Genomic DNA, 12179 nt, shown 5'->3' with positions numbered 1-12179 from the left:
CTTACACCGTGTCGTGGCCGGCGGCGGATAGCTCGCGCAGTACCTCCCGCAGGCCTACGGGCTCCTGAATCAAGCGGAAGATGTGCTCCAGATATTCCGCCTCGGCGCGCAGGTGGCGTTTCAGCTCCCGCAACTCGATTTCGCGCTTTTTGCCGGTGCTGCCACTGAAGCCAGTGTCGCCGTACTTCAGCTCGTTGAGTTGCTGCTTTAGCTCGATTTGCTGCTGCTGCAGGGCCTGCGTATAGCGGGCTAGCACGTCGTCGTCGGCGCTGGCGGCGGGCCCCGATTCGGAGAGCAGCTGGAGCAGCGTGTAGAGGTCATTGGCTTCGTAGGCCTCGGTGATGCGCTGCATCAGGACCGTTTTGTGGGCCTGAGTTTCCGGGTCGCGCTCCAGGTCGGGGTGGTGCGTGCGGGCTAGCTGGCGGTAGAGCGTTTTGGTATTGGATAGCAGTTTCTGCTGTTCTTCCTTGGCAGCCTTAGCGGCAATTTCCTGGGTTTTTTGGGCCTTGGTTTTGCGCCGGGCGCGGGCATGGGCCGCCGCCTGCTCGTGCGGCGGCAGGTCGGAGTTGAGGTCGGGTACGAAGGCAGCAGGTTTCTCGTCGGCGGTAGCATCTTCTGTTTCCACTGTTGCCTGGCGGCGGGGGGCATATTTCAGCACGATTTCCGCCGTGTCTTCCCCAAACCGATTGTGCAGCGCCCGGGCATTGCCCAGGATAAACTCCGTGATTTGGCGTTCCTCGGCCCGGCTGAAATAGGGGAGGAGCAAAGCGTTTTCCAGCGGCGCAAACAGTGCCCGCCGCGCTTCCACCACTGCCCGCGCACCGGGGCCCACCTGCTGCCAGTAGCGCCGCCGGGCTTCGCCCTGCTCTACTTGTAAGTCGCGCAGCCGCTGGCGCAACCCCTCCACCTGCTGCACCGCCTCCCGAAACGCTAGTTGGGCCGGTGTGCCCGGCGCTTCGGCCGGGGCCAGGGTAGGCAAGGAGTTGGCGGCAGGTAAATCGGTAGCGGGGTTATGCAGATTCATCGGGCAAAGGTAAATTCTATCGTAGCGCGAAGCTGTTGCTTCGCGTGGTGTCGCACGGTTGGCGTTGAAATGGCTCGAGAGTCAGCAACACATACGCGAAGCAACGGCTTCGCGCTACCTTATCAGCTTCACCCAAACACTTCATACGCCACCCGGAACGTATTGCAGTGCGCGTCTACAATGTCGGAGAGCCGCTCGGAGTAGCCGCCGCCCATACTCACGGCCACCGGCAGCTGGTGTTCGTGGCACATGCCTAGTACGTATGCGTCGCGCTGGCGGCAGCCTTCGGGGGTGAGGGCCAGTTTGCCGAGCTTGTCGGTAGCCAGCACATCCACGCCGGCCTGAAAGAAAATAAAATCAGGCTGCACCCGAGCCAGCAGCTCCGGCAAGTTGGCGTGCAGAATGCCTAAGTACGTGGCATCATCGGTACCCAACTCCAGCGCCACATCCCGATCCGACTGCTCTTTGCGCAACGGGTAGTTGGCGCCGGCGTGCATCGAAAACGTGAATACCCGTGGCTCGTCCCGGAAAATACTGGCCGTGCCGTCGCCCTGGTGCACATCCAGGTCAACCACCAGAATCTGCCGGGCCAGCCCGTGGTGCAACAGGTGCATGGCGGCTACGGCAATATCATTGAGCACGCAAAACCCCTCGCCCCGGTCCCGGAACGCGTGGTGCGTACCGCCCGCCAGGCTCATCCCAATCCCACTCAGTAGTGCCTGCCTCGCCGACTGCACCGTGCCGGCCACACTGCTCAACGACCGGCGCACCAGTTCCGGGCTTTGCGGCAAGCCCAGCCGCCGCACCTCGCCCGCCGACAGGCGCAGGTCGCGCACCTTGTGCCAGTACTCCACCGAATGCACGCGCAGAATATCATCTTCACTGGCCAGCCCCGGGTCGTAGAAATCCTCCGCCGGCGCAATGCCCTGCCACAACAGTTGCTCCCGAATCAGTTCGTACTTGGCAATCGGGAAGCGGTGGCCATTCGGTAAGCTGATGCTGTAACGTTCGGAAGTGGCAAGGCGAGGCATGCAGATGGGGAGCAGATACGATAAGAGTACGGAGGAAAGGGATACTGTATCGTACGTTATTGCAGTTTCGTGAACGATGTAGAACGGTTGTAGAGACGCATACTTGCGTCTCGTCGTTGAACGGATACCTACCTGGTGCGGCCGATAAAACGCAAGTATGCGTCTCTACATGCACTGTGCACGAAGCCGCAATGTCCAGCGCAGAACACGTTTACTATTTGTGAATACACTACAAATTGGTAGGCTGTGGAATACAATATTTTTCTAAGGGTATTATTTATTTGGCTGGATTTTCAGAGCTTGATTAATTCTAAATAAAAAATAATTAAAATATTTTTGAATGTATTTTGGTGGATAGAAAAACTCCTTCCATATTTGTCACACCAAACACAACAAACCATGCTACGCCACTTCAATTACATCAGCAAGCAAGACGGTATAGAGCCAGCGGGTTCATGCCTGGTTCGGTGTAGCTAAGTAGTAGCAGATTTCCTCTGACACTTCCGCCACCCGAACCCAGAAGGTTCGGGTGGTTTGTTTTTAAGCCTCTTATATCCTTCGGTCATGCATCTGCCAGCAGATAGCTTCCTATATCAACCACTCAGCAAACGGCGCAGTAGCCGCGAATGGGATTGGTATGGCCGGGATTTTTTATCGAACAATCCGCGTAGATAAATACTACGTGACTGATTCGTGAAAAAGCCCGGCTTCTCTCAGAAGTCGGGCTTTTTCATATTATTTATTCGCTGAAAATTAATTTCACGCGACGTGGAAGAGGTATGTGTTTTCGATGCCAAATAATTAAAAATAATAATTACTAGTCGTAAAAAAATATGATTTTTCACTCGCTACTCTTTGCAACTTCTGCTATGTACGAAAGCTTCCGGATTTCACTCAGTGTGCCTGCTTGCGGGCCCAGTTCTCAGTCTGATTTTTCAATCGGTAACCGCCCTCGTGAAGGGAAACCACTCCGATGTCCAACCGCCTCAAACCCTTACCCCACGCCGTCTGGCAAGCCCAGCAAGCGCGCATAGTACTTTCCGCGGCCAAGCGCCTCGACTGGCGCCGCTGGCCGCTTTCTCGCCAAGTAGATTATCTGTTTTCGCTCTACGGTCCGCTGCCCGTCATCCAAGCCCAGTTAGGCGAGAATTCGGCGCTGGCGCAGTTTTACGAGCACTGCATCCATGAGCAGCAAGCGGCGCACCGCAACCAGTGCGCCAGGCTGTTGCGTAGCTTGGCCACCAAGCGCACCGAGCTACTCTGGCGCCCTGAAGTGGCTTCGGCCTTGGCGGTGGTGGCCCGGTGGCTGCCCCAGCGTTGCCGGGAGCTAGCCGACTGGCAACCCCGCAGCCGCAATCCCTTCCGGCAGCTGGAAAGCCTGGTGCGCCACCTTTTCGACCAGTATGGCGACGTACCGGCCTGGGTAATCAACTCCTGGACGGCTGGTCGCCTGCACGATGGCCTCAACATTGCCGAACTAACCGTGCATTTGGGGCGGGGTGGGGCACTGCGCACCTTTCGGGGGCTGCCAGGGCCGCTTAGCCGCAAGGTGGAGCACCACCTGCGCCTAGCTCCGGCTGGCTATCCGTTTCTGTACGCATTGCGCTATGCCCAGCTCGCCGCCCGCGACCAGCTAGCCTGGCTAGGCCCGGTGCTCGACTCTCGCCTGAGCCGGTATCTGGGGCGCGACGACGAGTTCTGGCTGCGGGTGGTGGACTTCTTTGCCGCCGCCCCCATGGTTGACCCCTACCAGCTTGGGCCCGTGTGCGACTGGATTCACCAGAAGCGCACGGTGGGCGTGAATGGCGAACCGGCCCAGCCGGGCTTCTCGCTGAAGGGCCGCTCGATGAATGGTGTACTGACGCAAACGGCGCAGTGGCACCGCCAGCTAACCCAAGCTTCGCATCGGACGCCGGAAGCCAGCCTGACGCTCGGTTCCACTTGGGAGCCAATGCCGATACCAGACTTTTCTGGCGGCGGCAAGTGCTCGGTGCGCATCACCCAATTGCGCACCTACGGCGACCTGCTCGATGAGGGCCGCACCCTGCGGCACTGCGTGGCTTCTTACCTCGACTCCTGCCGGCGGGGGCGTAGCGCCATCTTTTCGCTAACCCTCAATGATACCCGCACCGTGACGCTGGAAGTGCAGGCCAACCGCACCATCGTACAGGCCCGCGGGCTGTTCAACCGCCGCCCCAACGACGAGGAAAGCGCCTGGATACAGCGCTGGGCCGCCGATAACTGCCTGCTGATTCCCAAGCACTTGCTTGGCTGGTGTGAAGCGTAGCGCGGAAGTCCATTCCGCGACGAGCGGAGCGAGTAGTAGGCACTGTACCGTATGCGCCAACGCGTAGAGTAGAAACACACTTTACTCGTCGCAGAACACGTGTCCTGTAGCTTCTGCGCTAACAACCAACAATTCAACAATACAGCAATTCATATCATGCGCTTCAACTTTACTTTCCGCAAAACCCAGCCCGACACCGTGAACCACGAAGGCGCCGCTGCCTTCACGCTCACGCCTCCGTTGGAGCTGTACGCCGCCGTGGCTACGGCCTCCCTCAGCGACCAGTTCTACGAGCAAGCCGACACCCGCCTGACTCGCCTGCGCGAATTGGTGGCCCGCAACGACCCCACGTTTGTGGCCCAGCTAGCCGTGTACGCACGGGAGCAGATGCACTTGCGCTCGGTGCCCCTGGTACTGGCCGTGGAGCTGGCCCGCCTGCACCGCGGCGACAACCTGGTGAGCCGCCTGGTGGCCCGCATTGTGCAGCGGCCCGACGAAATTACGGAGCTGCTGGCCTGCTACGCCCAGGTGAACCAGCGGACCGGGGTGAAAACCCTCAACCGCCTCTCCAAGCAGCTCCAAAAAGGCCTGGCCATCAGCTTCAACCGTTTCGACGGCTACCAGCTGGCCAAGTACGACCGGGCCGGGGCCGTGCGTCTGCGCGACGCTTTGTTCCTGGTGCACCCCACGCCCCGCAACGAGTCCCAGCAAGTGCTCTTCGACCAATTAGCGGCCGGTACCTTGCCCACGCCTTACACCTGGGAAACCGAGTTGTCGGCGCTCGGACAAACTGCCTATGCTACACCAGCGGAGCGCGCGGCGGCTTTCCGGGAGAAGTGGGAAACGCTGATTGCCAGCGGCAAGGTTGGCTACATGGCCTTGCTGCGCAACCTGCGCAACATCCTCGAAGCCGGGGTATCGGCGGAGGCCGTGGTGGAGGTGTGCGCTACGTTGGCCGACCGTACGGCGGTGGCGCGCAGCAAGCAGTTGCCGTTCCGCTACCTGGCCGCTTACCGTGAGGTGAAAGCCTTGCAGAACGGCCACGTGTCGGCGGTGCTGGCAGCTTTGGAAGATGCCATTGCGCACAGTGCCGCCAACCTGCGCGGCTTCGGCCCCGAAACCCGCGTGGTAGTGGCCTGCGACGTGTCGGGCTCGATGCAGCAGCCGGTATCGGCGCGCAGCAAAGTGCAGCTCTACGACGTGGGTTTGGTGCTGGGGATGTTGCTGCAAAGCCGCTGCCAGCACGTCACGGCTGGTATGTTTGGCAACATTTGGAAGCGTATCAGCTTGCCCCGCGGCCCCGTACTCGGCAACGTAGACGAGTTCTACCGCCGCGAAGGGGAAGTGGGCTACAGCACCAACGGCTACCTCGTTATCGAGGATTTGCGGCGGCGCCGGGAAGTGGTGGATAAGGTGATGATTTTCACCGACTGCCAGCTCTGGAACACCCACCTCAACGGCACCACCGTGGCCCGCGAGTGGGCGGAGTACCGCCGCACGGTGGCGCCCCAGGCCCGCCTGTACCTCTTCGACCTCGCCGGCCACGGCACCGCCCCGCTCGACGTACGCGCCGCAGACGGTGTGGCCCTGATTGCCGGTTGGTCCGACAAGATTTTCAGCGTGCTGGAAGCCCTCGACAACGGCGGCTCCGCCCTCACGGAAATCGAGTCCATCACCTTTTAAGCACTCAGTAGTAAGTAGTTGGGAATAGGATGTGAACTGTCTGATTTTATAAGAATAGGTTGTTTGTCCTTTATCCAACTACTTATCACCTACTACTTAACCTCATGCGGCCCCGGGAGTGGCATCCGACCCAGTACAAGCTGCCGCCACTCCCGGGTTACTGCCCGAAATTTCACTTCCTCTGTCATGAACCGCCAACAGATAGCCCGCGAAACGCTGGCTGCGCTGCAGCAAGGCAGCTACAGCAACTCGGCCGGCGCCCACCAAGCGCTAACCGCCCTGCAACAAGCGGCCGAACAAGGCAGTGTGCTGTACCGGCCCGCCGACGTGCCGCAACTGCTTCAGGTACCTGAAACGCCCGCCGGCCCACCCGCCGAAATCCGGGTGTACCAGGCTACTACATTGGAAGCCGTAACCAAGCTTGCCGCGGAGTTTGAGCGAGTAGGCTGCCTGAACTTTGCTTCGGCCCGCAACCCAGGGGGTGGGTTTTTGAGTGGCAGTCAGGCGCAGGAAGAAAGCCTGGCGCGTTCCTCGGGGCTGTATCCGTGCTTGGTGCAGTTTCAGGAAATGTACAGCCACAACACGCGCACTGCCCGCACCGGCCTCTACAGCGACTATGCCATCTATTCGCCGGGCGTGCCCGTTTTCCGCGACGATGCTGGCAATTGGCTGCCTCAGCCAGTGCTGGTAGATTTCGTCACCTCGCCAGCCGTTAATGCCGGAGCCCTGAATCGGAACAACCCCGAGCTGCTGCCCGAACTGGTACCCACCATGCAGCGGCGCATCCGGCAAGTGCTGGCTATAGCGGCCACCCACAAGTGCGACGTGCTGGTACTGGGGGCCTGGGGCTGCGGCGTATTCCAAAACGACCCGCAGCAGATAGCCAACCTGTTTGCCGAGGCACTAGCAGAACCTGGTAGCCGCGGCCGTTTCCGGCGAATCGATTTCGCCATATTCGACCCAAAGCCGCCTCATAAAACGCTCAGCGCATTTGAAAAGGCATTAACAGCGGCGCCACGAATAGCCTTGTAACCTCAACAGAAGTCAATAAAAACATTTATTTCACAAAACACTCAATAATCATGTAAATTCTTGCGTTATTATAATTGGGTTGGCGACTGACCACATTGGCAGCCGCCCGCCGGAACGGCAGCCAGCCGAGGCAACAGGCTTCGGCTCGCCGTTCCAAACAGCTGAGCCACCACTTCGGGTGTCGTAGGCGGGCGTTACTTCGTGGTTAGTTTAGGTGCTGTATTCCAAATAGAGTACCTCGGGTTCGAATCCTGCGCCCCTGCTACGGCATTGGGTTGAAACATACGCCAGCCGCCTGTTGCCCCGAAGTTGGTGGACCCAGCTGCGAAACCACCCTGCTGGGTGCCGTAAATGAGACGTACTTCGGTAATAAGTTCGATTCTTATCAGGCCCACACTTTCAATTCTAATGGGCCTGTAGCTCACTGGTAGAGCAAAGTATTCATTGCCCGTCGCCCCAGCAGGCTTTTCTCGTTGACTTTCAAACGGGTGCCGTAAGCCAGCCTTACTTCGCATCTTTAATGCCCAGGTCGTGGGTTCGAGTCCCACCGGCTGCCCCAAGGCAGCTGTAGCTCAGCTGGTAGAGCAGGATATGGTGGCTGGCGCCCTGTTGCCCCGTTTGAAAGTCACTGAAAACCGTGTCACCGTAGCGGGTGCCGTAGGTAGGCGTTCCTTCAATTGTCGAGCCCAACCGGGCTCCGCAGGTTCGAATCCTGCCTCTTTGCTTGCAACGAGTGGCTGAGTGGCTGAAAGCACCAATCAAACAAAGCCGCCTGCTGGGTTTTGCCCCGCTATTAACAGTATCTGACAGGTGCCGTAGCAAAGCCTTACTTCGCTTGGGGCTATGGGGTCGTGGGTTCGAATCCCACCTGCCAAAAGGCAGTAGCTCAGGGGTTAGAGCACATATACAGAAGGCTTTGCGGCCTGTTGCCCTGTCAATAATATGGAAGAACGGGAGGTGTCGTAGGGTAGCCTTACTTCGTCTGAAAACCAAAGCGGCTAACCGTTTTTCACCCTCCCCAAATCCTTCTTCCTTGCTTCGGATGCCGTAGGTGCGCGCTACTCCGATCTGTCACGTCGGCCCCATGGGCCCGTTGCGCGGGCTGTCTGTTGCTCCGGAGCTTAGAAGAAAACAGAATGATTGGAACGCAAAGCCCAATCGAAAATTGAACAACAAAAAAAGAAACCTCTATATGGGCAATTTATTACGCGGCAACGACCTTCGGCAGCTTGGCTTTCCGGAAGGCCGGGCCATTGGACTGGCGCTGGCGCAATTGCAGCGCAAGCACCTCAAAAAACTCTCGCAAACCGACCAGCTGGCGCTGTTGCAGCGCCTCCTGACCACTCCCAACAACTTCCTCACCGACCTCGACTGGAGCCACACGGCCGCCGCATTGCTGCCCCCGCCCAGCCGCCATATTGCCCTTGCCGAGCGCAAAGAATACGCCGTCTTCGGGGCCGAATACATCGAGCACGGGGCCATCCACCAGATGGAAACGGCCATGAAGCTGCCCGTAACCGTGGCCGGCGCCCTCATGCCCGACGCCCACCACGGCTACGGCCTGCCCATCGGGGGCGTGCTGGCCACCGATAACGCCGTAATTCCCTACGCCGTGGGGGGGGACATTGGCTGCCGCATGGCGCTATCTGTGTTTACCCTGCCGCCCAAGCACCTGGAGCAGCGGGTACAGGAACTGCGCAAGCTCCTCCTCGACAACACCCGCTTCGGCAACAAGCAAGGCTTCCAACGCGGCCAGAAGCTCGACCATGCCGTACTCGACCGTGCCGAGTTTACGGACATCGGGTTCCTGCGCAACAAGCAAGCCACGGCAGCTGAACAAATCGGCACCTCGGGCGGCGGTAACCACTTTGTGGAGTGGGGGATTGTGAACATCACCGACCCCGCCAACGAGCTAGGCGTGCCGGTGGGGGAGTACCTGGGGCTTCTGTCGCACTCCGGCTCCCGAGGCCTGGGGGCCAGCGTGGCCAACCATTACACCAAGCTCGCCAAAGACGTGTGCCAGCTGCCTTCGGAAGCCCAGCACCTGGCCTGGTTGTCGCTGGACAGCGAAGCGGGCCAGGAGTACTGGGCGGCTATGAACCTGGCCGGTGACTACGCTTCGGCCTGCCACCACCAGATTCATCAGCGCCTGGCCAAAGCCCTCGGCGAGCGGCCCTTAGCCAAAGTGGAAAACCACCACAACTTCGCCTGGAAAGAGCGCCTGGCTGATGGCCGTGAGGTAATCGTGCACCGCAAGGGCGCTACGCCGGCCGGCGAAGGAGTGCTCGGCATCATCCCCGGCTCGATGACGGCCCCCGGCTTCATCGTGCGCGGCCGGGGCAACGCGGCCTCGTTGGCGTCGGCTTCGCACGGGGCGGGCCGGGCTATGTCCCGGACGCGGGCCAAGCAGGAACTGGGCGAAGCCGAGGTGAAGCGCTACCTCAAGCAGCACGCCGTTGAGCTGATTGGCGGCGGCCTCGATGAAGCTCCGCAAGCCTACAAAGACATCCGGGCCGTTATGGCCAGCCAAACCGACTTGGTAGATGTACTGGGCTCGTTCACGCCGCGCATCGTGCGCATGGAAGGCGGCGCGTAACGCCTTTTCGGCTGAGTGGTGAGTAATTCAACCGGCTGCTACACCAGCAAGCCGCACGCTACGCACCATTATAAAAGCCCGTTCCGACCATGTCGGAACGGGCTTTTTCGGTTAGTTGCCACTGGTAGCTGGCCGGCCGTGGCAGCGCGGGTATTTTCGCTGGTATATTTACGGCCACAAACACATGGCATTCGCTGCAAAGGACTGCGCTTTTAGGTGGTGATACCTGCCGGGCCGGAGCTGAAAAGCAAGCCACTCGTTTGTCCGCCCTCATTCATCTGCCTGCGCACCACATGAAACTACTTTACCCTGCTGTAGGCGCTGCCACGGCCCTGCTGACTGCCACCTGTTGCCCGGCCCTAGCCCAGACGCCAGCCAACCCCGTGCAGCCCTGGGGAACCTGGTTTATTGGCACGGTGCAGCTGCCCGGCAACGCCACCCACAAGTTTGGCGGTTTTGCGGAGGTGCAGGCGCGTACCAACGGCCTGTTTAAGCAGTATTTCTACAACGAATTGAAGGCGGGTGGCAGCTACGACATCGACCCGAACTTCACGGTGACCATAGCCGGCGGCCGCTACTCCACCTCCGACTACCGCAACCTGGATGCCCCGCCGCTCAACACCGAAAGACGCCTCTGGGAACAACTCACCCTGACGCAGTACTCGAAGCGGCTGAAGCTGGAGCACCGCTACCGCATCGAGCAGCGCTGGTTCAACTTCCGCGACGACAGCACCGGCTTTCGGCAACGGTTCCGCTACCGTCTCAACGCCTTTCTGCCCCTCAACAAAAAAACCATTACCGCCGGCACCGTCTTTCTGGCCGCCTACGACGAAATATTCCTGAACCCCAAAGGCCCGGTATTTGAGCGTAACCGCGTGTACGGGGGTGTTGGGTGCCAGATAAGCTCACACGTGGCGGTGCAGCTCGGCTACGTGAACCAAGCCAACTACAATTATACGGCCCGGCAGGGGCAGTTTATTCTGCAAAACACCGCTGCCAAAAATAACATCGTCATGGCTTTCACCTACCGCATCATCCGGCCGTCCACCACGCTGCCAGCCGTTGAGAAACTCCCGTCGCAGCAGGACTAAATGACTATCGTTGCAAACGCATCAAATCAGCAGGTTACAAACCAAAAGCAAAGAGCTTAAGGAAGCTTACTGAGGCGCTGAGTTCTTATTGTGCCGTCGGGAGCTGTCAGCTTCAGCAAGTATAGCCCTGGAGCTTGCGCCGACAAATCCAGCGTGCGCTGTGCATCCGAAACAAATCCTTGCTGGCAGAGCTGGCCAGCGACGTCGTATACGCGTGCTGTTTCTTTTCCGGTTAGGGGGCCGGCTAATTGCACCAAACCGGTGCTCGGATTAGGGTAAACGAGGATGGATAGTGCCGGAGTGGCCGATTTTTTTGTGGCTAATGCAGTGCCGACGTAACGCAGCAATGGTGGGCCGGGACGGGACGAAGAACCCCATTCATAACTGCCAGCCCAGATATGGGAGGGGCTACTGGCTGCTACCATATAAAAATTGCTGCCATCTGTAGACATGGTCTGCCAGGTGTTACCACCATCTCGTGTGAGGGCGAAAATGCCAGTATAACCAACTCTCAGGTAGGTGCCAGGCTGGTTTGGCATGGCTGTGATAGAAGTCGATGTAGGTTGACTACCGTTGGGTACGCGGGTCCAAGTTAGGCCACCGTCGGTGGTGCGGAATAATTCCCGAACACTCGCGTCCGTATAGCCAAGCCCCTGTAGCGTATTCTCAAATGCCACGGTTTGAAAACCATTGGGAATAGTGGCGGTGGTCCATGTTAAGCCGGCATCAGTGGTGCGTAACATGGCATTATCAGTGAATATCCAAACCGTGTTCGACGCACCTTGAAAGGTAGTGAAAGGGTATAATGCAAGAGAGCCTGTGAGCGTTACATTAGGTAGTAGGTTCCAAGTGCTTCCTCCATCAACTGTCCTGAAAATTCTCAAAGGCGCATTTGCCAGGGCAAGCCCTACGTTTGGGTTGAAAAAGTGAATATGACTGAATGAGGCAGGTGGCGGGTTGGGCAGCGCAACCAAACCAGCAAGGCCTGTGGTAGTGCGTAAAAGGCTTTGTGCGTTAGTAGCAGCATCCCGAGACAGCAACCACATATGCTGGCCATCCAACATGAACATATCAACTGCATAGGTGCCTACCTCACTAAATCCTGGCAGCACTCTGACGGTGCTTGCAATAACCTGTTGTTGCCATGTTATGCCATTGTCGGTAGTTACAAATGCATTGCAATTCGAGCCTGCTCGTGACGCAAAGAAATAAACTCTACCAGCAAGCATATTAGGCTGTGGACTTGAAATTATTGTGTTAAAGTAATTTCCTCCCCAAACAAAGTTAGGTCCATTCTGAGGGGCTACCCAAGGCGACTGGCCGTATATAGGGGGTACATTAACACCAAACGCAAAGCAGACAAGCGCGAATAAGAATAGATAATGTTTCATTGTAGCGTGATTTATAAGTGTTTAAGCAAGGTATATAATAAAAT

At 58.4% G+C, this 12179-nt stretch carries 8 protein-coding genes; 5 read left to right on the top strand and 3 right to left on the bottom strand.

Annotated elements, in window-relative coordinates; all coding sequences use genetic code 11:
• Position 1: 1 nt before the first annotated feature.
• The gene (locus J0X19_RS09405; RefSeq protein ID WP_206984079.1) at positions 2-1024 is read right to left on the bottom strand and encodes a J domain-containing protein; all 1023 of its coding nucleotides are present in this window, start codon (positions 1022-1024) and stop codon (positions 2-4) included.
• Between the two features lie 128 nt (positions 1025-1152).
• Entirely contained in the window at positions 1153-2055 is a 903-nt protein-coding gene (locus tag J0X19_RS09400; RefSeq protein WP_206984078.1) for a histone deacetylase family protein, read from the bottom strand.
• A gap of 973 nt (positions 2056-3028) precedes the next feature.
• On the opposite strand from J0X19_RS09400, the gene J0X19_RS09395 reads away from it, so the two are divergent.
• The 5 genes from J0X19_RS09395 (at position 3029) to J0X19_RS09375 (ending at position 10744) form a co-directional block, all read left to right on the top strand.
• Positions 3029-4342 carry a PcfJ domain-containing protein gene (locus tag J0X19_RS09395; RefSeq protein ID WP_206984077.1) on the top strand — a complete coding sequence of 438 codons (1314 nt, stop codon included), beginning with the start codon at positions 3029-3031 and terminating at the stop codon, positions 4340-4342.
• Between the two features lie 156 nt (positions 4343-4498).
• Positions 4499-6025, top strand: a complete 1527-nt coding sequence (locus J0X19_RS09390) for a TROVE domain-containing protein (protein ID WP_206984076.1) — start codon at positions 4499-4501, stop codon at positions 6023-6025.
• A gap of 186 nt (positions 6026-6211) precedes the next feature.
• Entirely contained in the window at positions 6212-7057 is an 846-nt protein-coding gene (locus J0X19_RS09385; protein ID WP_206984075.1) for a TIGR02452 family protein, read from the top strand.
• Between the two features lie 1192 nt (positions 7058-8249).
• Complete coding sequence (locus J0X19_RS09380) at positions 8250-9653, top strand: RtcB family protein (protein WP_206984074.1); 1404 nt, start codon at positions 8250-8252, stop codon at positions 9651-9653.
• A gap of 293 nt (positions 9654-9946) precedes the next feature.
• Complete coding sequence (locus J0X19_RS09375; protein ID WP_206984073.1) at positions 9947-10744, top strand: DUF2490 domain-containing protein; 798 nt, start codon at positions 9947-9949, stop codon at positions 10742-10744.
• Between the two features lie 56 nt (positions 10745-10800).
• On the opposite strand, the gene J0X19_RS09370 is transcribed toward J0X19_RS09375, so the two are convergent.
• Positions 10801-12135, bottom strand: coding sequence for a T9SS type A sorting domain-containing protein (locus J0X19_RS09370; RefSeq protein WP_206984072.1), 1335 nt, complete (start codon positions 12133-12135; stop codon positions 10801-10803).
• Between the last annotated feature and the right edge of the window lie 44 nt (positions 12136-12179).

Source organism: Hymenobacter telluris, assembly GCF_017313265.1.
In the GTDB taxonomy this organism is placed as follows: Bacteria; Bacteroidota; Bacteroidia; order Cytophagales; family Hymenobacteraceae; genus Hymenobacter; species Hymenobacter telluris.
The sequence above is the reverse complement of the archived record's forward strand: the minus strand, read 5'-3'. Positions and strand labels throughout refer to the sequence as shown.

Coding starts and splice junctions, on each gene's coding strand:
- J0X19_RS09390 (WP_206984076.1), top strand. CDS start 4,499: ATGCGCTTCAACTTTACTTTCCGCAAAACCCAGCCCGACACCGTGAAC.
- J0X19_RS09370 (WP_206984072.1), bottom strand. CDS start 12,135: ATGAAACATTATCTATTCTTATTCGCGCTTGTCTGCTTTGCGTTTGGT.
- J0X19_RS09400 (WP_206984078.1), bottom strand. CDS start 2,055: ATGCCTCGCCTTGCCACTTCCGAACGTTACAGCATCAGCTTACCGAAT.
- J0X19_RS09385 (WP_206984075.1), top strand. CDS start 6,212: ATGAACCGCCAACAGATAGCCCGCGAAACGCTGGCTGCGCTGCAGCAA.
- J0X19_RS09405 (WP_206984079.1), bottom strand. CDS start 1,024: ATGAATCTGCATAACCCCGCTACCGATTTACCTGCCGCCAACTCCTTG.
- J0X19_RS09395 (WP_206984077.1), top strand. CDS start 3,029: ATGTCCAACCGCCTCAAACCCTTACCCCACGCCGTCTGGCAAGCCCAG.
- J0X19_RS09380 (WP_206984074.1), top strand. CDS start 8,250: ATGGGCAATTTATTACGCGGCAACGACCTTCGGCAGCTTGGCTTTCCG.
- J0X19_RS09375 (WP_206984073.1), top strand. CDS start 9,947: ATGAAACTACTTTACCCTGCTGTAGGCGCTGCCACGGCCCTGCTGACT.